The 24,058-nt window shown below is 66.8% G+C and carries 17 protein-coding genes; 9 read left to right on the top strand and 8 right to left on the bottom strand.

The window, feature by feature from the left end:
• Positions 1–123: 123 nt before the first annotated feature.
• Positions 124–2,040, top strand: coding sequence for an AfsR/SARP family transcriptional regulator (locus K7W42_RS04605; protein WP_224572691.1), 1,917 nt, complete (start codon positions 124–126; stop codon positions 2,038–2,040).
• Positions 2,041–2,529: 489 nt separating this feature from the next.
• Here the strand turns inward: K7W42_RS04605 and K7W42_RS04600 are convergent, their stop codons facing one another.
• From K7W42_RS04600 to K7W42_RS04570, 7 genes are all read right to left on the bottom strand, one after another.
• On the bottom strand, positions 2,530–3,597 hold the full coding sequence (locus K7W42_RS04600; RefSeq protein ID WP_224572689.1) for a 3-deoxy-7-phosphoheptulonate synthase: 1,068 nt from the start codon (positions 3,595–3,597) through the stop codon (positions 2,530–2,532).
• The gene (dhbA, locus tag K7W42_RS04595) at positions 3,587–4,348 is read right to left on the bottom strand and encodes a 2,3-dihydro-2,3-dihydroxybenzoate dehydrogenase (protein ID WP_224572687.1); all 762 of its coding nucleotides are present in this window, start codon (positions 4,346–4,348) and stop codon (positions 3,587–3,589) included. The genes K7W42_RS04600 and dhbA overlap by 11 nt, the downstream gene beginning before the upstream one ends.
• Positions 4,345–5,640 carry a condensation domain-containing protein gene (locus K7W42_RS04590; protein ID WP_224572685.1) on the bottom strand — a complete coding sequence of 432 codons (1,296 nt, stop codon included), beginning with the start codon at positions 5,638–5,640 and terminating at the stop codon, positions 4,345–4,347. Before K7W42_RS04590 ends, dhbA begins: the two co-directional genes overlap by 4 nt.
• Entirely contained in the window at positions 5,637–6,527 is an 891-nt protein-coding gene (locus K7W42_RS04585; RefSeq protein WP_224572683.1) for an isochorismatase family protein, read from the bottom strand. The genes K7W42_RS04590 and K7W42_RS04585 overlap by 4 nt, the downstream gene beginning before the upstream one ends.
• A 219-nt stretch (positions 6,528–6,746) precedes the next feature.
• Positions 6,747–8,366, bottom strand: coding sequence for a (2,3-dihydroxybenzoyl)adenylate synthase (locus K7W42_RS04580; protein WP_224572681.1), 1,620 nt, complete (start codon positions 8,364–8,366; stop codon positions 6,747–6,749).
• Positions 8,363–9,529, bottom strand: coding sequence for an isochorismate synthase (locus tag K7W42_RS04575; RefSeq protein ID WP_224572679.1), 1,167 nt, complete (start codon positions 9,527–9,529; stop codon positions 8,363–8,365). Before K7W42_RS04575 ends, K7W42_RS04580 begins: the two co-directional genes overlap by 4 nt.
• The gene (locus K7W42_RS04570) at positions 9,526–10,197 is read right to left on the bottom strand and encodes a 4'-phosphopantetheinyl transferase family protein (protein WP_224572677.1); all 672 of its coding nucleotides are present in this window, start codon (positions 10,195–10,197) and stop codon (positions 9,526–9,528) included. Before K7W42_RS04570 ends, K7W42_RS04575 begins: the two co-directional genes overlap by 4 nt.
• Positions 10,198–10,484: 287 nt before the next feature.
• On the opposite strand from K7W42_RS04570, the gene K7W42_RS04565 reads away from it, so the two are divergent.
• The 7 genes from K7W42_RS04565 (at position 10,485) to K7W42_RS04535 (ending at position 20,158) form a co-directional block, all read left to right on the top strand.
• Positions 10,485–11,492, top strand: coding sequence for an imelysin family protein (locus K7W42_RS04565; RefSeq protein ID WP_224572675.1), 1,008 nt, complete (start codon positions 10,485–10,487; stop codon positions 11,490–11,492).
• A complete protein-coding gene (locus tag K7W42_RS04560) occupies positions 11,489–13,759 on the top strand; it encodes an FTR1 family iron permease (protein WP_224572673.1) in 2,271 nt (756 codons plus the stop codon). Before K7W42_RS04565 ends, K7W42_RS04560 begins: the two co-directional genes overlap by 4 nt.
• Before the next feature lie 254 nt (positions 13,760–14,013).
• Entirely contained in the window at positions 14,014–14,778 is a 765-nt protein-coding gene (locus K7W42_RS04555; protein ID WP_224572671.1) for an Ig-like domain-containing protein, read from the top strand.
• Positions 14,779–14,823: 45 nt separating this feature from the next.
• Positions 14,824–15,516 carry an RCC1 domain-containing protein gene (locus tag K7W42_RS04550; RefSeq protein WP_224572669.1) on the top strand — a complete coding sequence of 231 codons (693 nt, stop codon included), beginning with the start codon at positions 14,824–14,826 and terminating at the stop codon, positions 15,514–15,516.
• Positions 15,513–16,844, top strand: a complete 1,332-nt coding sequence (locus K7W42_RS04545) for a di-heme oxidoredictase family protein (RefSeq protein WP_224572667.1) — start codon at positions 15,513–15,515, stop codon at positions 16,842–16,844. The genes K7W42_RS04550 and K7W42_RS04545 overlap by 4 nt, the downstream gene beginning before the upstream one ends.
• A gap of 501 nt (positions 16,845–17,345) precedes the next feature.
• Complete coding sequence (locus tag K7W42_RS04540) at positions 17,346–18,665, top strand: hypothetical protein (RefSeq protein WP_224572665.1); 1,320 nt, start codon at positions 17,346–17,348, stop codon at positions 18,663–18,665.
• A 404-nt stretch (positions 18,666–19,069) separates the two neighbouring features.
• Positions 19,070–20,158 carry a M12 family metallopeptidase gene (locus K7W42_RS04535; RefSeq protein WP_224572663.1) on the top strand — a complete coding sequence of 363 codons (1,089 nt, stop codon included), beginning with the start codon at positions 19,070–19,072 and terminating at the stop codon, positions 20,156–20,158.
• 110 nt (positions 20,159–20,268) lie between these two features.
• Here the strand turns inward: K7W42_RS04535 and K7W42_RS04530 are convergent, their stop codons facing one another.
• The gene (locus K7W42_RS04530) at positions 20,269–21,831 is read right to left on the bottom strand and encodes a hypothetical protein (protein ID WP_224572661.1); all 1,563 of its coding nucleotides are present in this window, start codon (positions 21,829–21,831) and stop codon (positions 20,269–20,271) included.
• Between the two features lie 709 nt (positions 21,832–22,540).
• On the opposite strand from K7W42_RS04530, the gene K7W42_RS04525 reads away from it, so the two are divergent.
• Complete coding sequence (locus K7W42_RS04525) at positions 22,541–23,701, top strand: acyl-CoA dehydrogenase family protein (protein ID WP_224572659.1); 1,161 nt, start codon at positions 22,541–22,543, stop codon at positions 23,699–23,701.
• Positions 23,702–24,058: the final 357 nt, after the last annotated feature.

Here is a 24,058-nt window from a genome sequence, read left to right as displayed (position 1 = left end):
GCCGGGAGCCTAGAAAGGCAGCGCTGAGCCGCCGCTGAGGCTGTTCTGGCTGTTGCTGAGAGTGGGGTTATGTCTTGCTGTATCTCCCTCAGGACCGCCCTGAAGCCCCGGTATCCTGGCGCCATGCCCCATCCAATTTTTCAGGCGGTGCTGGCTGGTCAGTATCAGGACGGCCTGAAGGTGCACGCGGCGCTGCCGGAGCCCACCGCCACCGATGACCGCTGGGGCGGCTACTGCCTGTTCGCCCTGGGACAGCTGTGGCCTGCGCGCGACCTGCTGCTGCGCGCCCGTGCCAGGGGCTGCGAGGCCGCCAGCCTGGAACTGGCGCTGGTGCTGCGCTATCTGGGCGAACCCGAGGCGGCCCGGCAACTGCTGCTGAGCCTCCCGCTGGACCGCTTGAGTCCCGTGGACCGGAGCTACGCCCACCGGGAACACGCCTCGCTGCACCTGATGGATGGCCGTCCCCTCCTGGCTCTGGCCGAACTGGAAGCCGCCTGGAGCGACCTGCTGACCGCCGGCCCCGACGGAGAGACCCTGCGCCAGTCCACCGCGCAGCTGCTGGGCTACGTGTCGGCGCTGCTGGGGCGTGAGGCTGCGGCGCTGCACTACCTCAATCTGGCCCTGGGCACGGCCCAGGGAGGCAAACGGGTTCACGCGCTGCACACCCGCGCGCAGGTGGCGCTGTACGCCGCACGGTTTGAAGCGGCTGGGCAGGACCTGGCCGAAGCGGCGGCGCTGCTCCAGAGCGAACCGGTGTCGGCGGCGTACCACGCCTACCTTCAGGGGTTGCTGGCCCGTGCTCAGGGGCACTGGGAAGTGGCCTTAGGGGCCTTTGCACAGGCCTTTAGCCGCGCCCGCGCCACAGGTGAAAGCAGTACCGAAGCCCTGGCGGCGCTGGGCCAGGCTTCGGTGCTGACCCTTCAGGGCCAGTGGGCCGAGGCGCACACGGCCCTGCTGCGCGCCGACGCCCTGAGCAGCAATGCCTGGCAGAGTGCACTGGTGGGCCTGCGGCGCGGCGCGTGGCAGGTGGCCCAGGGGCAGCCAGAGGGCGCCGTCACCCTCCTGGGCGCGCGTGAACGGTTTGAGGCGCTGGGGCTGCGGCGCGAAACGGCGTGGTGTGACCTGCATCTGTGCGCGGCCCACCTGGCCAACCCGCCGCAGGCGAGGCAGGCCCTGACACGAGTGCTCGACACCCGCGCGGCACTGGGCAGCGGCGCGCCCCTGCTGCCCGAACTGCGCCTGTTGCCGCAGGTCACGGACTTTTTGCTGGCCCACCCCGACGACCCGGCCGCCCAGACCCTGCTACGGGACCGGCGCCTGGCGCACCCCAGAGAGCCTCTGCGCCTGACCCTGCAGACCCTGGGCCGAGGCGCCTTGCTGCTGGACGGCCAGGAAGTGCGTGTGGGCCTGCGGCGCACCCCCGAGGTGCTGGCTTACCTGCTGCTGCGTGGCCCGGCCACCCGCGAACAGGTGCTGGCCACCCTATGGTCCGATGACGACCCACGCCGCGCCGCCAACTATTTTCATCAGTTGCGGCACGAACTGACCCAGCACGTGCCCTGGCTGTCCATTGACCTGACCCGTACCAGCGGTCTGTACTCGGTGACATGCCGGGGACCGGAATTCAATATGGACGCCGCCCAGCTTCAGCACCGGCTCAGCACATTAAGTGAAGATGAAGTGGTCGGTGCCATCTTCGCTTACACGGGGCCTTTCCTGCCGGAAGCTACAGCGGCGTGGGCCGACGAGGAGCGTGAGGCTTTGGAATGGTCGGTCATCCGGGCAGGGCTGCAGCTGATGCAGCAGTGGAGTCAGAAAGGGGAGTACAGCAAATGTGCAGGCCTGAGCCGCCGCCTGCTGGACATTGCGCCCTGCGACGAGGCGCTGGTGGAGTATCTGGTGGTGGCCACCTTGCACCTTGAGGGCCGCTTGGCCGCGCAGCGCGCCCTGCTAGAGGCCAGCACCCGCGCCCAGAAGGAACTCAGCGAGGCGCCGATGTGGACCAGCCGACTGGAGCGGCAGCTCCTGAGCGTCCATTAATGCCCTTGAAAGAGGTGGAAGGAAAGTCAGGGTGACAAAGGTGTCAGAGCTGGGGTGGGGTGTGGGCAGAGTGCCTTGAAGCCCAGGGCTCTCAAGTTGAGAAGGTGCTGTCCTGATGGTGTACACGCGATAAAGCGGTCTCGTCTACCTTCTTGAGCAGAACTTGCAAGAAAGGCAATATCCACGAACAGAGCTACCTACAGCCAGTCTCTCGGGGTTGTGCGGAGGCCCCAATTTCCTCCCAGAGCATTGCCTCTGGGTGAGATGAGGCTACGTGGAATAGCGCGCTTCATGGGCAAAGCGTGTCGGTGTCCTTGAGGCCGTGGGCAAGGTAAGCCCACTGGTGCGTGCCAGCAAACCCAAAAGCCTGTTGCCACAGCAAAACCTCAGAGGTTCTGAACCCTTTTCTCAGGAGCTCTGGGGCGAACGTGTAAATCTGCGGAAAAGAGCGGGCCTTTGCCTATCGTTATCGGCAACAGCCGTGTCCGGTCAGGCCACCGGTTCCCGCCAGTCAAACTCAGGGGCGCAGCGCAGCGCCCGCACCGTGGCAGCGGCTTCGGCCAGCACGTCCTGGGTGTCATCCCAGCTCAGGCAGGCGTCGGTCACACTGACCCCGAACAGCGGGGCCTGACCGGAGGCTGGAAAGGGCTGACGCCCGCCATGTAGCTGGCTTTCCAGCATCAGGCCGCGCATGGGGCCGCCAGGAGCCAGGTGCGCCAGCACGCTCCGGGCCACCGCGCCCTGCCGGGTGTGGTCTGAGCCGCTGTTGGCGTGCGAGCAGTCCACCACCAGCGCCGGGTTCAGGCGGGCGGCGCTCAGCTGCGCGGCGGCCCGCCGCACCGACGCGGGGTCGGCATTGGGACCGTCCCAGCCGCCCCGCAGCACCACATGGCCGTCCGGGTTGCCAGGGGTCAGGTGCAGGCCAGGGGCGCCGTCCGGGCTGGCCGTCCACCAGGCATGTTCGGCCTGGGCCGTCACGACCGCGTCGGCCGCCACCTTCACCGAGCCGCTCGTGCCGTTCTTGAAGCCCACCGGGCACGGCAGCCCGCTCGCCACCATGCGGTGAATCTGGCTTTCGACCGTGCGCGCGCCGATACAGGCCCAGGCCAGCTGGTCGGCCAGGTACGGGGGCGTGTTGGGATCCAGCACCTCGGTGGCCACCGGCACGCCCAATTCATTAACCGCGCGCATCAAGGTGCGGGTGCGCCGCAGCCCCGCATTCAGGTCAAGGCGGCCGTCCAACTCAGGGTCCAGCAGAAAGCCGCGCCAGCCCAGGGTCGTGCGCGGTTTTTCCACGTAGACCCGCATGACCAGTTCCAGTTCGCCTCCCCAGCGCCGCCGCGTCTCGGCCAGGCGCTGGGCGTACAGCAGGGCCTCGGCTTCGCTGTGAATGCTGCAGGGCCCCACCAGCATCAGGAGGCGGTCGTCCTGCCCGCGCAGGATGGCCTGAATGCGCCCGCGCGCCGCCTTCACCGTTCGGGCGGCCTGCGGGGTTTGCGGCACCAGGTCGTGCAGCGCCTGGGGCGTCACGACCGGCGTGAATCGGTTAGTGGCCAAGGGTCGCCCCCCCATCCACGGTCAGGTGGCCCATGGTGACGTGCCGCGCGCCCTCTGACAGCAGGAACAGCACAGTCTGCGCGATGTCCTCGGGTTGGGCCAGGCGCCCCAGCGGAATACCGGGCCGGAATGAGGCCGGGTCGCCCGCAATGACCCGCGCGGGTCCGGTGTCGTCGGTCCACAGTTGCCGCTGCATAGCGGTGTCGGTAGAGCCCGGCGAAACCACGTTGCAGCGCACGCCGTAGGGCGCCAGTTCCAGGCCCAGGCAGCGCATCAGGTGGGTGGTGGCGGCCTTGGAGGCTGCGTAGGCGCCCATGCCCGTGCGGGCGAGGTGCGCGGCGTTGGACCCGACCGTCACGATGGCCCCGCGCCGCCGCGCCTGCATCCGCGCGCCTACCGCCCGCGCCAGGAGGAAGGGCCCGGTGGTGTTCACGGCCAGCGTCTGGGTCCAGTCTTCGGTGCTCAGGACGGTCAGTGGCCCCAGGCGGAGGATGCCCGCCACGTTGACTAGATAGTCAATCGGCCCCAGGTTCTCCTCGGTGGCGGCCACCACCCGCTCCACGGCGGCCGGATCGGTCACGTCCAGCACGGCCGGGTGTAAGTCGGCCCCCGGCGCGACCGGCTGGAGGTCAGTGGCCATCACGGTGACCCCCTGGGCCGCCAGCGCCTGCGCCACCGCCGCGCCGATGCCCTGGGCCGCGCCCGTGACCAGGGCCACGCGGCCCGGCAGGTCAAACTGTGTGGCGGTCATGCGCCCACCAGCTCGGGCGGCCATAACTCGCCCACCGGGGTCTCGGGATGCTGCACGCCCCGTTCCAGCGCGGCCACGAACTCCTGCCCCAGCCGGGCGACCTCTTCAGGGGTGTATAGCGCCGGGTGGCCGTCCAGATGCAGGTGGAGGTGGTCCCCCCAGCCGGTAAAGCCCAGCGCCAGGTCTTCTACTGGGCCCGAGGCGAGGTTGCGCACCTCGACCTTCAGGTCCGGCCCAAAATCCAGCGGCGCCTGAAAGGGAATCACGTTGACCTCGGGGCCAAACAGGCGGTGGCCGTTCAGGTCGGCCCAGAGGTGCTCGTAGCGGTAGCGGCCGTGGGGCCGCAGGGCGCTCAGGGCGGCGTGGGCCTGCCGGGTCAGCGCGGCCAGGCTCAGGTGCGGGCTCAGGTCCAGGCGCAGCGGCGCCAGATTCATGACCATGCACGGCACCCGCGCCGATACACTGCCCAGGCGGCCCATGACGGGGAGGGCCAGCACGGGGCGCGTTTCGCCGGTGTGCCGGTGCCAGAACGCGGCGCTCAGGGCGAACAGCAGGGTCGGCCAGGCCGTTCCCAGCGCGCGGGCCTGGGTGCCCAGGGCGCGCACCAGGGCGGGCGGCAGGGTCTGTTCCGTGCGGTGGCCCCGGCGCAGCCCCAGCTCCAGCAGCGGCGCGGGTTCGTGTGGAATATCGGCGTACAGGGCCTGCAGGGCCGCGCCGTCGGCGTCCCTGGCAGCAGACGCCTGGTAGGCGGCGTCCTCGGCCACCACGGGGGCCAGCGGGTCAAAGGCGGCAGGCAGGGCCGCGCCGTTCGCGCGGTACTGGGCGGCCACCCGCTGCAGGCACAGCGACAGCCCGTAGCCGTCCAGGGCGATGTGGTGCGTCACCAGCACCCAGCGTGCGTGGTCCGGCCCCAGCCGGAGAAGGGCGTGGCGGTACAGCTCGCCGGCCCCCAGGTCAAAAGGGGTGTCCAGCAGCTGCCCGGCTTCCTGCCTGGCCCTCTCTTCGGCGTCCGGTTGATCCCGCAGATCAAGCACAGGCAAGGGACGGGGAGGCACCTCGCCGAGCACCTGGCATACCTCCTGTCCCTGCATTTCAAAGCGGGCATGCAGGGCCGGCACCTCGGCCAGCGTACGGCGCACGGCCGCCTCAAACCGGGCCAGGTCCAGCGGCCCATGAAATTCCAGCGCCTCGGCGGTGTTGGACAGCACGCTGCCGGGGTCGGCCTGCTGCTCCTCCCACTGCCCCCGCTGCGCCTGGGTCAGGCCCAGGACCTCTGCAGCGGGCGCGCTCATACCAGCTCGGGCGCGCACAGGCGCTCTGTGATGGCGCGCAGAGTGGGCTCGGCGGCCACATCGGCGTAGGCAATCTGTCCGCCCGCCGCCTGCCAGCCCTCCACCAGCATCATCAGGCGGATGGAATCCAGGCCCAACAGCAGCAGGTCGTCGTCCTCGTGCAACTCATCCGGCGTGACTTCCAGCTGCGCGGCCACAGCGGCGCGCACGGCGGCTGGGGTCCAGTGATCGGTCTGGGCGGCGGGTTGGACGACCGCCGTCAGGGCACCCAGCACCTGCGCCGTGCTGGTGACCTGCGCGCAGCGCGCCGCGCCGTAGGCCAGCGCCTGGCGGTGTTCGGCCTCACTGAAGTCGGCCAGCGCGTCTCCCACCAGAAACGGCTGGATGTCGAGCATAAAGGCTTCGGCGGCCGTCATCAGGCAGCCGATGTTGGCGTAGATGCCGCAGATCAGCAGCTGGTCGCGGCCCCAGTCGGCCATCAGGTCCTGCAGCGGGGTGCGCTTGAAAGCGCTGTAGCGCCACTTCGCCAGCACCGTGTCGCCCGGTTGCGGCGCCACCGCCGGGTCCACCTGGGTCTGGGCGGGGTCATCTTTCAGGCCTGTCCCCCAGAGATCGGTCAGGAGGGCGCGGTCAGCGGGGTTCTGGTCGCCGGGCTGCGCGGTGTATACCACTGGAATGCCCAGCGCCCGGCAGCGGTCCAGAAGCGCCTGCACGTGCGCCAGCAGGACCGGCACCGGCGGCTGGGTCACGTCATAGAAGTTCAGGAAGTAGGACTGGAGGTCGTGAACGAGCAGCACGCTGCGCCCGGCCTGGGGGGTCCAGCTCACGGAGCTGGTGGGAAAGGTGGCGGGGTCGGGCATGGGGTAAGCAGCAAGGCGGGGAATCATGGGGCTCCTTGAGAACTGGGGAGAGGAGGAAAAGGCGAACCGGAGGCCAGCACTGTCAGTTCAGACCGGCGCCAATTGAATCGTTTGCGAAAACGGTGAAATCCGGCCGGAGGGCCTCACAGAGCGGCGCAGCACAGAAGGAACACAAATGGGCTGACGGGCGTGGCGTTCGCACCTCGGCGCTTTGCCGAGTTGTTGGCGTTACAGACAGCATCCGTCTCAGACCAGCCGGGCCTGGGCCAGTGCGCGCAGGGCGGGTTTGTCAATCTTGCCGAAGGCCGTGCGGGGCAACTCGGGCAGGAATTCGATGCGGTCAGGAATCTTGTAGGTGGCCAGGCCGAGGCTGTGCAGGTGCCGTTTGAGGGTCAGGGTCAGCCCCGGCGTCACCGGGCCGTCCGGCTGCACAAAGGCGCAGCTGCGCTCGCCCAGCAGCGGGTCGGGCACGCCCACCAGCGCGGCGTTCTGCACCTGCGGGTGACCCAGCAGGGCGTATTCGATCTCCTCGGCGGCAATCTTCTCGCCGCCCCGGTTCACCTGATCCTTGTGGCGGCCGCTGACGGTCAGGGCGCCGTCGGGCCAGCGGGTCACGATGTCGCCCGTGCGGTAAAACCCGTCCGGGGTAAAGGCCCGCGCGTTGTGGTCGGGCGCGCGGAAGTACCCGCGAATGGTGTAGGGCCCGCGCGTCAGCAGGTGTCCTGGCGTGCCGTCGGGCAGGTCTCTGTCCTGGTCGTCCACCACCCGCACCTCGTCGTGGGGACTGATGGGTCGGCCCTGCGTGGTATAGGCCGCGTCAGGGTCAGCGCCGGGGCGCACGTAATTAACCAGCCCCTCGGCCATGCCGAAGACCTGCTGCACCTCGGCCCCCAGCACCTCCGGCACCTGACGGGCCACGTCGGGACTCAGGGGCGCGCCGCCCACCTGCACCCGCGCCAGCGAGCCCAGGGCCGAGCGGTCCCGCCGCGCCGCTTGCAGCCACACCAGCAGCAGGGCCGGCACCAGGGCCGTCATGGTGACGCCGCGCCGCCGAATCAGGTCAAAGGCCACGTCCGGCGTGGGCTGCGGCGCGATGACCACCTGGCCGCCCGCGTGCAGCACCCCCAGCGTGCCCGGCGAGGACAGCGGGAAGTTGTGTGCCAGTGGCAGCGCGGCCAGGTAAACCGTCTCGGGGGACAGGCCGCAGATCTCGGCGCTGGCCCGCACGCTGTACAGGTAATCGTCGTGCGTGCGCCCAATCAGTTTGGGGGTGCCGGTGCTGCCGCCCGACAGCTGAAAAAGGGCCAGGTCCGACGCCGACACCGCCGGTGCAGAGAACGGTGCCAGGTCGTCCGGCGGCGTCAGGGGCACAAATTCGTCCGGCTCGCCCAGCACGAAGACCTGCCGCAAACTGGGAGCCTGGGCCTGAACGGCGCGCGCCAGCGGGCGGTAATCAAAGCCCGCGTGGCGGTCTGCAACGATGTAGGCGGCGGCCTCGGCGTGGGTGCAGAAATAGCCAATCTCGCTCTGGCGGTGGGCCGGCAGCGCCAGAATGGGCTGCGCCCCCAGCCGGGTCAGGCCAAACAGCACGTCAAAGAACTCGGGCGTATTGGGCAGCTGCACCACCACGCGGTCGCCCTGCCCCAGCCCCTGCGCGGCAAAATGGGCCGCCTGCTGGTCGGCGCGGGCGTCCAGGTCGCGGTAGGACACCTCCTGTTCCCCGTAGACCAGGGCCGTGCGGCGGCCGTACTGCGCCGCCAAACCCCGCAGCCAGGCGCCAAACGGCTCGCCCTGCCAGTAGCCCAGGTCGCGGTACAGCTGGGCAACCTCGGCGGGCCAGGGGGTGAAGTCCGGGGCCGCCGTCACAGCGCCCCCAGCTCTTCGCCCGACTGCACGCCCAGGGCGCCCAGCATGGTGCGGAATTTGGCCGCGGTCTCGGCCCGCTCGCTCGCCGGGTCCGAGGCCGCCACCACGCCCGCCCCAGCAAACAGCCGCACCTGCTGCGGCGTCACCTCGGCGCAGCGGATGGTCACGGCCCACTCGCCGTCGCCCTGGGCGTCGCACCAGCCCACCGCGCCGGCAAAGAGCCCCCGGTTCCCCGGCTCGTGGGTCCCGATAAAGTCGTGTGCGGCCCCCTGCGGCACCCCGCACACAGCCGGGGTAGGGTGCAGCCGCTCGACCACGTCCAGCACCGTGCAGGCCGGGTCTTCCAGCTCCGCCACGATGGGTGTGGCCAGGTGCCAGAGGGTGCCCGCCGAGATGACCTGCGGCGCCGCCGGCACCTCCAGGCGGCGGCACAGCGGCGCCAGGGTAGCGCGGATGGCGTCCACCATCAGCGCGTGCTCGGCCAGGTCCTTGCCCGACGCCTGCAAGTTGGCGGCCTGGGCCGCGTCGGCGTCCGGGTCGGCCAGGCGCGGGCGTGTGCCGGCCATCGGCCGCAGCCGCAGCGTGGGGCCGCGTTTGCTCACCAGCAGTTCGGGGCTGGCCCCCAGCAGATGCCGGTCAGGCGCCAGTTCCAGCGCAAAGGTGTAGCCCGCCGGGTTCTGCCCGGCCAGCTGCGCGACCAGCGGCGCCAGCGCCAGCGGCCCGGCCAGGTCCAGGTGCAGCACCCGGCCCAGCACCACCTTGTCCAGCAGGCCCGTCTGCAGGGCGGCGACCGCCCGCGCCACCAGCGCCTCGTAGTCAGCACCGCTGGGCACCGAGGTCAGGCCGCGCACGGCGGCCAGGGGGGCCGGGGTCAGGGGGGCCGGGGGCCGGGGCAGGCCCCAGCGCGGCTGCGGCGCCATCCGTAAGGTCGCGGCCTCCAGCGGGTCAAAGGGAATGGCGCCCACCAGCGCCGCCCCGCGCGCGCCGCTTTGCCCGGCGGCCCGCAGCAGAAAGCGGCCCTGGTCGCCCAGAGGCAGCCCCGCCGGACATGCCAGGTTCCAGAGGTCCTGGGCTTCTAACGAGGTGGTGGGTGAATACCAGACAAACGGAGCCAGCGACCCGGCAGGGCGGTGAGGGGCGGGCAGGGGAAAGGGCAGACTCATGGCAACTCCTGAGACACAGGGTCCTGAAAAAGAGGGTGAAGAGGCTGGCAGGTCAGGGCGGCCAGGTGCCCGGTCGTCTGCGCCCAGACCGCCTGCAGGCGCTGGCCGCGCGTCCAGCCGGGGGCCAGGGTGCGGGTCAGGGTCAGCTCGGCCCGGTCTGGGGTCAGGACGGTGACGGCGAAGGCCGCCGGGTCAAACGGCATCTGTGCGGTGGGAAACGCGGCCTTGAAGGCACTTTCTCGCAGCACATGGCGCAGCAGAGCCGGCCCGGACAGCAGCGGCGAGCGCTCTTCCAGGTCCAGCCCTAGGGCCAGCGTGTTGGGGCCAGTTACCGCCAGCGCCAGCGCGCCGCTGTGAGCCAGCGACCCGCTGAAGCCTGGGGGCCAGGTGGGGGCGCCGCCCGGTCCCCTGCCCAGCGACAGAGAGCCGGTCCAGCCAGCGCGCCGCAAGGCCACGGCGGCGCAGGTGCGGCCAGCGGCCTGTTCCTGGCGCCGGCGGGCGTGGGCATGGGGGGGCAGGGGCGGTAAGGGCGGCGTCTGGGCGGGCACAGCGACCAATCCGGTGCCCGGAAGGTCACCACTATGGACGGTCCAGACCCTCTGCCCGGCCACCTCCATGCCGGCCAGCTGCAGCGGCGCGTCGGTGAAGCGGGAGAGGCGGCCCAGCAACAGGTGAAGGGAAGACGTGACGTCTGGCAGGGAGAGGACGCAGGGACTATGAGCCATAGGGCACCAGGGGCCAGAGTTCCGGAAGGACAGGAACGGCCTGCTGGAATCTGACAAACCCGACTGGAATAGTCAAGTTTGGATCTAGCCTGAGAAGTTCGATATCGAATCTTTTCGGGAGGGCGCCGATTCGTAGAAGACCGGCCCAGCAGGGCCCTGAGCAGCCTGAGACCAGGCCCCCTCAGTGTCTTAATGTTGACTTAATCGCTCGGTTTAACTAAGTTTACCTTATGAAACTGGCATTAAGCCTCGCCCTTGCTCTGGGCACCACAGCGGCGGCGGCCGACCTCAGCGGCGTCAAGACCTACCTCAGCGGCAAGATTGGGACGCAGCTAGCCGGGACCCAGGCCCTCAGCCAGGCCGCCGACCGCTACTACGCGCTGGCCAAGGCCGCCAACTTCAATTACAAGACGCTGACCGGAAATACACAGGCCCGCGCCGCCCTGCAAGCCGCCCGCGCCGCCTGGCAGAAAGCCAGCCCCGCCTACGAGGACATTGAAGGCATCGTGGCGGGCGTGGACGTTCTGGGCGAGTTCGACGTGATTCTGGACGCCGGCACCAGTGAGGGCGAGGACGCCGTGCCCTTTGACCTCAAACTGCCCAGCGGCAAGGTGCTGCAAAAGCCCGGCAACCTCTTCGGGGTCAACGAGGGCGCGCTGTGGGGCACCGTGCCCACCTTCAGCAGCGGCGTGAAGGCCGACGTGAACGGGAACGGCAAGGCCGACTTTGGCGACCTGCTGCCCGACGCGAACGTCCTGAAAGCCGCAGCCAACCTCCTGAACAGCGAAAGTGGGCGCCTGCAAAAGGCCGCGGCGGCCTGGACCCCCACCCGCGAGGACGTGTTTGGCGCACTGGTCGGCAACGTGCCCACCGTCGGGCCGGTGTTTTTTGAAGACTGGAAGTCCAGCCCCTTTGTGCTGGGCGCCCGCAGTCAGCGCCAGGACTTCGTGGTCATTTCGCGCCTGAGTGACCTGCGCGGCAACGTGTCGTCGTGGCAGGCCATGTACCGTGGCCTGAGCCCCGACGTGAAGGCCAAGAGCGCCGCGCTGGATGGCCAGATTCTGACGGGCCTGAATGACCTCGCCGCCCTGGTGGACAAGCTGGTGGCCCGCGAAAAAACCCGCCGCTACACCCCCGAGCAGGCCGAGCAGCTTCAGCGTGAGGCCCAGAACCGCGCGACGGCCATCACGGGCCGCATCACGCAGGCGGCGGCGCTGGTTGGGGTCAAACTTCAGTGAACCGCACCTGGCTATTGCCCCTGTTCCTGCTGGGTCTGGCCGGCGCCACTGACCTGGCGACCCCCGCCGAGACGGTGCGCGCCCGGCTGGCCGAGGCAGGGCTGGAAGTGGGCTTTGACCGCGCCGCCGCCGCCGGTCTGGTGCGCGAGGCGCGGGGCGCCTTTGCGGTGCTGCGCCCGGCCCTGACGCCCGGCGCCGCCCCTGTCGAAGCGGCCCTGACCCGCGCCGAGCGCGCCGCCCTGGCCGGGAATGAACCGGCCCTGGCCCAGGCCAGAGCGCAGGCGTGGACGGCCCTGCTGGCCGGCGCCCACCGCCAGCTGGAAGCCAGTGTGCAGGCCGGCAGTGCCGATGAGGCCCGCGACTGGCTGGCCGTGCGCGAATTCCGGGTGGCCAGCAGCCTGACCCGGCTGGGCGCCGACGCAACTGAGGCGGTAGAAGCCCTGGGGCGCGGTCAGCTTTCGCCTGCCGACGCCTTAAAGGCCGTGCGCGCCGATGTGCTGGACGGCTACCAGTCGCGCCTGAACGACGCCCTGCGGGAACTGGGGCGGTCCCAGGCCCTCGGCTTCCGCACCCTGGCGGCCGAGCAAAAAAGCCTGGCCAGCGGTTATTTCGCCCTGCTGGCCCCGGCCCATACCGAGCAGCGCGGCGCAGCGCAGACCGGGCGGCTCCAGGCCGCCCTGAACGGGTTGCCTGCCACGCTGCCGCAGGTGCAGGCCCTGCTGGAAGGGTTCCGCGCCGCGCCCCTGAGCGAACGCGAGCGCAACGCCCGTTCGGCCCAGTTGCTGCGCTTCTTGTCGCTGGTGCCGGTGGAATACGGGCGCGGCGTCAAGGTTGACGCTGGCCGGGCGCTGGTGACGCAGGAGGTCGAGGTCAACGAGGCCCGCACCTTCCTAGCCGGCGCGGTGACTGCCTTTGCCGACCTCGCGCCGCTGCTGCCTGACCAGGCGCAGAGCCGTGACCTGGGCGCGGGGCTGACGGCCCTCTCGGCGGCCCTCTCGGCGCCGCAGATGGCCAAGGTGGTGCTGGCGCCTAGTGACCTGGAGAGGCAGGTGGGCGCGCTGACGACCCAGGCCAGGGCCGCCGTGCCCGCCGAGTGGCAGAAGACGAACGCGGGGGCCGACCTGGATGTGGTGCGCACCCAGCTGGACGCGGTGGTCGCGGCGGCCCAGGCCGGCGATTGGGCAGCGGCCGAAACTGCCCGCCTGGACGCCTACTCGCTGCTGGAAAGCGGCACAGAGGCCCGTATCGCCGTCTTTAACCCCGACCTGAAGGTCGAGCTGGAAAGCCTGCTCTGGAACGGCACCAAGCCCAGAGGGCTGGCGGCCCTGATCCGGGACCGGGCCGCGGAGGGCGACTTCCGGGCCACGCGCGCCGAGTTGCAGCGCACGCTGGCTCAGGTCGCCCGGATTCTGGGGACCGAGGTGGCGCCCGCCTCTATCGCCACGAACGCGGGCATCATCGTCTTTCGCGAAGGCCTGGAAGCGGTGCTGATTCTGGCGGCCCTGATGGGCAGCCTGCGCAAAGGGCATCTGGTGCGGCTGCGCCGTCCCATGTGGCTGGGCGCAGCGGGGGCCGGGGTGGCCACCGTCGCCACCTGGCTGGTCATGCAGCGCACTCTGTCGCTGCTGGGGCGCTACGGCGAGAAGCTGGAAGCAGTGGTCAGTCTTGTGGCCATCGCCGTGCTGCTGCTCATCATGAACTGGTTTTTCCATCAGGTGTACTGGACGGACCGTATGGCCAGTTTTCAGAAGCACAAACACGAACTGACGCACGGCGGCCCCGCGCTGCGCGCCCAGTGGTGGGGCCTGGCGGTGCTGGGCTTTACCTCTATCTACCGTGAGGGCTTCGAGACCGTGCTGTTCCTGCAGTCGCTGGTACTGCAGGCCGGGCCGGGGGCGGTGCTGTCAGGCACAGCGCTGGGGCTAGGGGCGGTGCTGGGCGTCGGCGCCCTGGTCTTTAGGTGGCAGGCGCGACTGCCCATGAAAAAGCTGCTGGTCTGGACCGGCATGCTGATTTGCGCCGTCCTGGGCGTGATGGTCGGCAACACAGTTCACACGCTGCAACTGGTGGGCTGGCTGCCCGTGCATCCCCTGCCCATTGCCTTTCCTGGCTGGGCGGGGCTGTGGCTGGGTCTGCACGCCACCTGGGAAGGTGTGCTGCTACAGGTGCTGTCGGTGGCCGCCGTGATCGGGTCTTTCTTTGCCGCCGAAACCATCAAGGAGCGCGAACTGGCCCGCAAGCGCAAAGGGGCGGCTTTGTCGCCCTAAGCCGCCCCCTTTCTCTCCTTTAGGCGGAGCAGACTTCAGATGGACGCCGGTTCAACCGTTGACAAAAACGACTGAATCCGAGCAGAGAGGGGAGGAGACAAACGGGTTCCGGGCGTGGAGTTGACACAGTGGCGATCTTCCCCTGTATCAACGAACCAGACGGAATCCATATCAGACCCTGCCTCCCTTCTGTTCAGTCACCTCAATCACTACCTTTCAAGGACTGGCCACCGAGCGGCCAGCCAGGAGTTTCTATGCGCCCTTTTCTCCCCACCTTTGCTGCCCTCACGCTGGCCCTGAGCGCCTGCGGTACCGTCGTCAACACCCCGCCCACCCTGAGCCTGACTGCCCCGGCGGCCACCGTGCAGCGCACGCAGGTGACCCTGACGGGCCAGGCGTCGGACAGCGACGGAAGCCTTCAAAGCGTCACGGCCCAGGTGAACGGCAAGAGCCACGCCGCCACCCTGAACGGCACTGCATATACCGTCACCGTGCCGCTGAAGGCTGGCACGAACACCATCACCCTGACCGCCACCGATAATCAGGGCGAGACAGCCGCCGCTCAGGCCGAGATTGCCCTGGGGCGCAGCGTGGCGGCCGCCGGGTCTCACTCGGGGGCGCTGAAGGGCGGCGCGCTGTACACCTGGGGCCGCAACAACTTCGGCCAGACTGGGCTGGGCAAGACGACCACGCTGGCGGCCTCGGCCGATCACCCGGTCAGCCCCACCGCCATCACGGCGCCGGCCCCCTTCGTGGCGCTGGCCTTTAACCAGAACCAGTCGCTGGCGATTGCCGAAGGCGGCGCGCTCTACAGCTGGGGCGACGACACGAATGGGCAACTGGGACGCGGAACGCAGGGCCGCGCCAATTGCGGCGCCGGCACCAACAACTGCCGCCTGGACATTGGCAAGGTGGCGGGTTTGCCGGCCGCCGCGCAGGTATCGGCGGGCTACAGTCACACGCTGGTCCTGGCCGAGGACGGTGGCGTCTGGGCTTTCGGCCTAAACAGTAGCGGCTAACTGGGAGACGGCGGCAGCGCGGCGCGCGCCACCCCCGAGCTGGTCGTGTGGGGCGACGCCCGGCCCGGCCGCGTGGTGCAGGTGCTGGCGAGCTCTGCATCCTCCTACGCCCTGGATGACAAGGGCCAAGTCTGGGGCTGGGGCCGCAACCAGTACGCCAACCTGGGGCAGGGGAGTGTCAGCAGCGCGGCGGCGGTGCAGGCCAGTCCGCTGCTGGTGCCGCTGCCTGCCGGCGTGGTCGTCACCGAAATCGCCGCTGGCCGCGACCATGTGCTGGCCCTGACGAGCGAGGGCAAGGTCTATGTCTGGGGCCTCAACGCCAACAGCCAGGTGGGGTTCAACGGCGTGAAGTTCAAGGGCAAGCCCGAGGCCTGGCCGGGCAACGTGCTGTCGCCGCGCCTATTGCCCAGCACCGAGACCCTGCGGGCTGTCAACGTCTACGCCAACGGCAACACCAGTTACCTGCGCCTGGCCGACGGCAGCCTGCGCGACTGGGGAATGTACGGCGACATGGCCGGCACCGGGGCGGTATACGCCGACCTGGACGAACCCAGCGACAAGCTGCCCAACCTGAAGAACATGGCCGACCTGGCGGTGGGCGCGCTGCATCAGGTGGGCCGCCGGCAGGACGGGGGCCTGTTTGCGTGGGGCTGGAGCTTTGAAGGCTCGCTGGGCGGCGGGGCCACCACCGCCAACACCTGGATGTACAACACGCCCCTGCCGCTGACCCTACCGTGAGGCGCGCGGTCTGGGCGGGTGTGCTGCTGGTGATGACAGCCTGCGCAGCGCCTGACCGCCCAGGGCCGGCGCCCACGCCCGTCACGCCGCTGCCCATCAGCTGGACGCCGGCAGGCGGCAGCGCCACCGTCACCCTGGACGCCAGTCGCCCCTTCCTGCAATTTGCTCCGGCCATTGACCCCAGCGAGTGGGCCGGGGTCTCGCAGGGCCGCGAACTGTTCGTGGCGCAGTGGCAACCGGCGCCGGGGCCACGCGCGCTGCTTGACGGCCTGGGACCGCAGTTTTTAATGGGCGCCTGCAGCGGCTGTCACCAGTCCACCGGACGGGCCGAGGCGCTGGGCGCTGGAGGCCGGACCCTGCCCGCCGTCCTGTTCCGGCTGGGAGATGCCCAGGGCGAGCCTCACCCGGTCTACGGCGAGCAGTTGCAGACGGCAGCGACCACGGGTGACCCCGAGGGCCAGGTGACCTGGACCCGCCAGCCAGATGGGCGCCTGAACTACCAGGTTCAGGTGAGTGGCGAACCGCTGGGTGGCGTCCGCGCCAGCGCGCGCCTCTCGCCGCAGCTGCTGGGCATGGGGCTGCTGGACCGGGTGCCCGAGGCCGACCTGCTGGCCTGGGCCGATGAAGAGGACCGGGACGGAGACGGCATCTCGGGCCGTCCGCACTGGGTCACGGAAGAGGGGCAGGTCAAGCTGGGCCGCTTTGGCTGGAAGGCCATTCAGGCCAGCCTGCGCAGCCAGAGCGCCGCCGCTCTGCATCAGGACATGGGCCTGACGACCTCTTTGCACCCTGCGGAGAACTGCACGGTGCGGCAGGCGGTGTGTGCAGAGGCTATCAGTGGCGGTCAGCCTGAGGTCTCTGACGCGGCGCTGGAGGCCATCAATGACTTCCTGACAGTGCTGGCCGTCCCTGAGCGGCGCATGGGCGACCCCGCCACCTTCAACGCCGGGGCGGCGCTTTTCGAACAGGTGGGATGTTCATCGTGCCACCGGCCGACCCTGACCACAGGCGTCAGTTCCCGCTTTGCCGCCCTGTCGCACCAGACCTTTTACCCCTACACCGACCTGCTGCTGCATGACCTGGGGCCGGCGCTGGATGACGGCGCTGCCGAAAAAGGCGCCCAGTCGGGCGAATGGCGCACGCCGTCCCTCTGGGGTGCGGGACTGGTTGAGGCGAGCGGGGGCCGCTTCCTGCATGACGGCCGCGCCAGCACCCTGGCCGAAGCGGTGACCTGGCACGGCGGCGAGGCCGAGCGCGCCCGTGAACGGTTCGGTGCCCTGCAGGCCAGCGAGCGGGCCGCCCTGCTGCACTTCCTGCGGGGCTTGTAGGGACGAGAAAGCGGTACTGGGAACGAGTATCTAGGAAGCGCCTAACCAACTGCCTGCACAGCAAAAGCCCGACGTAGCGTCAGCGCGGCACAGGTGCGTCCGGCAGCGTGAGCCTGTCGGCGCCGCCGGGGCGCCAGGGCACTTCCCGCCTGGGCCAGCCAGACAGTCTAATCGGCCCAAGCCATGCCGCTCAAGTGCAAAGGCCCAGAGCAAGCCTGGGCCAGAGCGCCCAGCAAGTAGCGAAGGGAAGACATGGCAGCTGGCAGGGGAAAGACTCTGAGCCATAGGGTATCGGATGGCCTGTGCCCAAGCGAATTCAGGCCGCCATCCAGAATTTGACAAATTCGATTGAATTAGCAGGTTCATGACTGTGTTTGTTGCCGGTACTCGTGTACCGGACATTCGGCGGATGTCTGTGTGACCTCAGCTTAGTGCCTCCATCCTCTTCATACCGCCCCCATCCTTCTCAGAAGAGAAGACCTGGTGCGGCCTGGAGAGTTCATGAAGAAGATTGTTGCCGTCTCTGCCGTTCTTAGCACACTCATCGCCGCCTGCGGCCAGCCTCACACCACTGCTCCCGCCGCTGCGACAGGCAAGACTCGCGTGCTGACAGCCCCTGCTGCTGCTGCCATGATAGCCCGGCAGCCAAACGGCACCCTGACCTTTGAACGGGTTGACCCACAGGCCTTGCGTGCCCAGGCTACGCAGCCCAATGGCGTTGAGGACCCGTCTCAGCTTCAGGAAGGCGATATTGTGGTGAGCGCCCCCACTGCTGAAGCGCCGTACGGAGTTCTGGGAACGGTGTCGTCTGTTCAAAGCAATGGCAAGGGAGGGGTTACGGTCTCCACGACGCCCGCTACTCTGGAAGAAGCGCTCACCAACGCCAACGTCGAGCCTGGTCGGTATGAGCTGAAGGCGACTCCCACCAATGAACAGGCGGTGGTGCTATATGACCCGGCCACCATTGACCTGCGGGGCACGGATTATCAGGCCGCAGACGACCTCAATACCCTGCGTACCAAGGCCCGCTACGTGCAGGACGACCTGACCCCCAAGACTGGCAAGGCCGAGCCTGTCAATCAACTCAGCTTGGGTAGCCTGCGGCCCCAAAACACGTACCACCTGTTCAGCAAAGAGTTGTGCTTCAACAAGACGATTATCGACGCTTATGGCGCTCGCGCCACCGCCGACGGCTGCGCCAACATCAATGCGAACGCCACATTGAACGTCAGTTGGTCCTGGGGTATTAGTGGTTTCGAGGCACGTCTGGACGGCGCTCTCACGGCCAACGGAAATGTCAGGGCCACCGGCAAGTGGTCAGCTCAGAAAGACATCGTACTGGCCAGCGTGTTGCTGCCCACGCGCACGTTCTGGATTGGCTGGGTGCCGATTGTCGTGACGCCCCAATACGACGTTGTGCTGCGCGTAGACGGCACCATTGACGCGCAGGTCACGGTGAACAGCAGCGGCAGCGTGAATGGCACCCTGGGCGCCAAATTCACTCGTGGCAGCGGCTGGACCTCCTTGAACTCTGTGTCTGCGTCTGCCCCCGCGCCAGCAACCTCCTGGTCAGCCAACGTGACGGCCAACGCCTCTGTGAACAGCAAAGCCAACCTGTATTTCTATGGTCTGGTGGGCTTCGGGGCGAATGGCAGAGCCTACACCAACCTGGCCTACAACGCAGGCGCCGCGCCTGGCTCGCGCGGCAGCCTGGTCGCAGGCGTCCGCGCCGGTGTGGAAGTCAACGCCACCCGCATCATGTCTAGCCTGTACTACAGCCGTGAGCTGTTCCATGCCGAGCTGTACCGCAAAACGTTCTAAAACTGCTTAAGACGTCGGCGCTATGTACGTCTCGCAGGCCGGGTTGAGCTGGTCGCAGTTGCCGAGAAGACCTGTCAAAAGGTTCTGTCAGGCCGTCAGCCCGCCCATTCTCTGACAAGTTTTCACCACGTTGCCTGGATGCGCGTTGCGGCTTTCCTCAGTCCTTCTGGGCTGAGGACCGTTTGACCCAAGACGTCATATGGACTCCGGGCCCGCCCTAAGCAACAACGGTTCAGTCCGGGCGGACTTGCACAGCACCGCACGAGAGGGGCGTCTCTCTAGGCGTATGCACCTCGGTGTTTTCCAGAGTTGTTGGCGTTCCAGGCGGACTCGTATAGGGCGCCTCCTCTTGAGTGCGGCTGTCAGCGCCGCTCTTCAATGTCCATTCGTTCCCAGGAGTCCCCATGTTCAAAAGAATGTCCTGTGTTATTGGTCTTGGTCTGCTGCTGTCCAGTTGCGGCACCTCAAACGAAGTGACGGCGGCGCTTCCCGAGGCGCGTCAAGCCCCCTTTACCATTGACCTGCGGCAAAAAGTGCGTCAGCAACTCAAGGTCCAAGCGGCGGGTGATTCGTCGGCCTACATGCTTACCCCAGAAGAGGAAGAGCGGCTGGAGACCGAGCCTTATGTCTCTGTCACCCTGACCACGGGTGAAGTGTTGGATTACCAGAACCGCGATGAATACGCTATAGCCAACGAGGACGAACTGATTGGCCCTTCTGGCAGTGTTGGAGACCTGATTTCCTCTTATCAGGTGGGGGCCTACGAGGGCCGTTTTGTTGTGGATCCCGGCGCACCCTCGACCAATCCAGTGGAGCAGCCGGACGGGGCTTCGCTCTCTCCGCTGGGCGCCGGTATCACGCCATCTTTGTGCAGCTTTTACTTCATCATTTGCTGGAAAGAGAAAGTGAACGAGAGGCGTTGGCCCAACCGAACGGTTCCCTACAGCTACGACAGTTCAGTGACTTCGGCGCAGAGAGCGGCTATCAACAATGCGGTTTATGCCTGGAACCAGAGCGTCAGTACCCTTAAGTACGTGCTCAGTCCCTCGGCAGTTAACCGCGTGACTTTCAAAACATACATTTACAGCGACCCCAGCGTGCGCGGGGACTCCTATGTGGGGCGGCAGAGCCAGAAAACGGACCAGCCTGTTCGGTACAGTCCAAACATCTTTGGTACAGCTCTTGAGCGCGGCGTCATTCACCACGAGATGGCCCACGCCGCTGGCATGATTCATGAACATCAGCGCTGTGACCGTGCGCGGTTTTTGAACGTTAATCTTGCGGGCGACAACTACATGCCGCAGTGCGCCTCGGAATACAAGACCTTTACTCCTTATGACTTTAGCTCGGTCATGCATTACGGCCCAGCCACCGCCAACTTTCAACCCAAGACCCCGCAGCCTTCCAATTCCGTCGGCAGTGCCGGGGATATCGGTCAGCGGCGCGGGCTGAGTTCGTACGACGTCCAGGCCCTCAACGCCATTTACAGGTAAGTCCGCTCCGCAGTGCAGATCGGATGGTGCTGACGCAAGAGTGCCATCCACCTCCGTCTTCGCCGTGTTTTCTGGTACCCGGAGGGACGCGGCTTGGTCCTGCTCTAACGTTATTCGTTCAGCAGATTGTCTTTTAAGAAACCTGTGTGTGTGGTCTGGCCCCGCAGCCAGCGGTGAAAAGCTTGCGTCAGGCGGTCAAGTTCAAACTCCGCGAACTCGCTTCGCAGACTGGGCAGCAGGCCATAAGAGGCCGCCGTGCGCTCAGCAGCAGCGCGGTGTTCGGCAGAGCCGTGTTCCTCCGCCGCTTTCAGCAGGCCATATGTGAGTTGCGCGGCAGGCACAATACGCAGCCACATCCGCGCTTCGCCAGCGCTGCCCTGTAGTGCGTTGCGCTGGCGGCGCATGGCTGCATTCAGTTCGGCATTGACATCATAGCCAAAGACATTGAGAACAGTTTCGGCAACGTATAGTGGCGGCAGTGTGAGGCTGTAAGCGCTGCACGCCGAGCGTATCTGAATGATGGCCTGGGCACTGGCGTGAAAAGCAGGAATAGGGTCGGGCATGACGGCCAGATAAGTGGCCGCTACAGGGTGCCACCGCTGCACTGCGCTGGCGAGTCTCTCGGGTGAGGCGTACGTGAGCCGCTCCGCCGCGCTAAAAATGGAGCGCAGGTCCTGTTCCGTACGAACAATCGTCTCTACCTCGTAAAAGCCTGGCTGCAATGCCAGCTCCAGACGGGCCGCCGCCAGCAGGGTGCGGGTTAGGAGTTGCTCGGCGTGGAGGGAAGGCAGGCCGCTTAGGCTCTGACGGGCCAGGCCGTAGTTCTGGGTGTTTAGGTGTGCAGTGCTGAGCAGCCACATGGCAAAACAGCGGTCGTCGTCGCTGAAGCCGCGCAGGTCGACCTTGAGTTGCTCCGTGATTTGATTGGCCAGCCGCTGCTTTTCCGGAGTGCGCGAACGCAGAGGCTCCAGGGCGTAGAGAGCGGCTAGCACCTGCAGGGCATCGGCCATCCACTGATACCCCGTGAAGCGGCCCGTGAAGGGCAGGTGAGGAGTGTCGAGATTTTGAACTCCGAAGATAGACTGAATCAGCAAAATCCACTGCTCGGCATTGGGTAGGTCTGCGGCAGTGCGCAAAGCCTCGAGCGCCTGGTCCAGGTTGCCCAGATTGGACAGCAGCAGCGCCACATCCAGGGCGTTCATGGTCACGGACGTCTCAGGCCCCCGGCTGTCCAGCTCTTTTCGGAGGGTCAGGGCGGCATGGAGTTCTCCAGCATTGGTGAGGGCCCAGGCCCGCAAACTGTCAGCGCGGTGCTGAAACTCCTTATGTTCCATCAGAAATGCGATATGCCGCATCTGACTAATCAGAGGCAGACTCTCACTGTATGTGCCATTCCTATTTTGCAAGTGAACAATCATCCACAACGCGCGGTACTCAACTTCCAGGGCAAAGACATCTTTATCAGGCAGGCACTGTAATTCCCGAACGCCGGTCAGTAGCAGTTCTAGGCCGTCGCCTGGATAAGTGCGTTGCCCATTCATGTTTTCTAGCGACAAATGAAGTTGAAGAGACGTGCTATAGATATTCACCATCAGCCGTTCTTGCGGCGTGGTGCTTTTAAGAAAGGCTGCGCGCAGCAGTTCGTGCGCCTCGGCGTAGAGCTCCTGATGCATGGCAAAAATTGTTCCGCGCAGCAGCCCCACCGCAGACTCTTCGGTCCGGTAACGACTCAGAAGCGCGTCCACCGTTCTACCCTGCGCGAGCCACTGCTGCTCGTACTGCACAGTTGCTTCCAAGTCACACAAGGTTTGTACGGTAGGCCATGGGGCGGCCTGCTGGGGTGGCAAGGGCACGGCTGGGCCAGACGACATACCCTGAATTTATCAGTCGTGTGGTTTGGGGCGTGCCGTAAAGCGTTCGCCGCAGCCTGACTGACTAGGCTGCGGCGATAATGGCAGGGCGTTTTTCTTTATACAACAGCTTTAGGGCTGCCCGGCGACCGGGGTACCTTTGTCTGGGTTAATTTTGGGTGGCTGGGTGGCCTCGCCTGCTCCGCACGCTGGGTTGAGCTTGTGGCTGGATTGGTCGGCCTCGGTGCCCATTTCACCCGACATTGCTCCAGCGCTGGTTGAAGCAAGCGTGATAAGTAGTGCCAGAATCTTTAGGAAACTTTTCATCTTTGTTAATTTAGAGTAGTCATACAGCTTGGACCGGACATTTGCCGGACATTGGTTGAGCCAGAGGCTGTCTAGCAACAGGACCAGTTAGGCCGCTCTCTTGTCCCCGCGATGAAACCCTTGGTCCCCAGTCGTTTTCTCTGTGATTCGCTGCTGGGGTCGCTCTGCGTGATGCCTGATTCTGGACAATCTGATATGAGGAGACATGCTTGATGAATTCGCGGTGCATGCCCTCCTGACCCCGGAAGAGCGCCTGGTACGCCAGAGCGTGCGCGCCTTTTGCGACGCCGAACTGCTGCCCGAGGTCGCGTCCTGGTGGGATGCCGGCGACCTGCCCGTGCGGGACGTGATGCGCCGGTTCGGGGCCTTGGGGCTGCTTGGGCCCACCACGCCGGAAACCTACGGCGGCGCGGGCGTGTCCTACAGCGCTTACGGCGCCATGATGTACGAACTGGAGCGGGTGGACAGTGGCCTGCGTTCGGCGGCCAGCGTGCAGGGCAGTCTGGTGATGCTGCCCATCCTCGCCTACGGTTCCGAGGACCAGCGCTGGCGCTGGCTGCCGGGCCTGGCCAGCGGCGACCTGATCGGCTGCTTTGGCCTGACCGAACCCGACGGCGGCAGTGACCCCGGCGCCATGCGTACCCGCGCTCAGCGCGACGGGGACAGCTATGTTCTGAACGGCAGCAAGATGTGGATCACTAACAGCCCTGTGGCGGACGTGGCAGTGGTCTGGGCCAGGGATGAGGCTGGCACGGTGGGTGGGTTTCTGGTGCCCACGGACGCCCACGGCCTGAGCGCCCCCAGGATTGAGCGTAAATACAGCCTGCGCGCCAGCGTAACCGGCGAACTGGTGTTGCAAGATTGCCGCATTCCGGCAGCTAATCGTCTGCCTGGCGCCAGGGGGCTTGGGGCGCCGCTGTCGTGCCTGTCCTCGGCGCGCTTTGGCATTGCCTGGGGGGCAATGGGTGCGCTAGAAGCGGTCCTTCAGGCCACCCTGGACTACGCCAGCACCCGCACGACCTTTGGAAGACCCCTGGCCGCGCGTCAGCTGGTGCAGGACAAGTTGGCGCGGATGGCCACCGATCACTCGCTGGGGCTGCTGCTGGCCTGGCGCCTGGGAACCCTAAAAGACAGTGGGCAGATGAATCACGCCCAGGTCAGCTATGCCAAACGCAACAATGTGCGCGTGGCCTTGCAGGGTGCCCGCCTGGCCCGCGAGCTACACGGCGGCAACGGCATCACCACCGAATACCCGGTGATTCGGCACATGCTGAACCTCGAAACCGTGGACACCTATGAGGGCACGCACGATATCCACACCCTGATTATCGGTCGCCATCTGACTGGCCAGAGAGCCCTGGAGTAGGGCTGCTTATTTGCGACTTCTCAAAAGCCAGCTTTCCAGAAGCGTGCTTTCCGGCGCGCGATAATCGTGCAGGCCACTGCCAAAGCCGACCCCTCGCCCACTGGTTATAGGCCCGCCAGAGCCTCCCCGAGCCTCTGTGCAAGGCAGTTCCCACGTTGCCCAGCGACTTGCAAGTCAACACGTTCAAGCGCACGGCAATCAGAAGAGCGCTGGCTGTGGTGAGCATTGAAAAAGGCTCGGTACGCTCTTGAAAACCATTCTTGGCTAAGGCCCTGACCAAAGGGGCTATGTCATTACACCAATAACCTCGAATAGGGGTTGACAGTCAGGGCATCAGCCGCTGAGGTCAATGAATTC

This window comes from Deinococcus betulae, from assembly GCF_020166395.1.
Classification (GTDB): domain Bacteria; phylum Deinococcota; class Deinococci; order Deinococcales; family Deinococcaceae; genus Deinococcus; species Deinococcus betulae.
The sequence above is the reverse complement of the archived record's forward strand: the minus strand, read 5'-3'. Positions and strand labels throughout refer to the sequence as shown.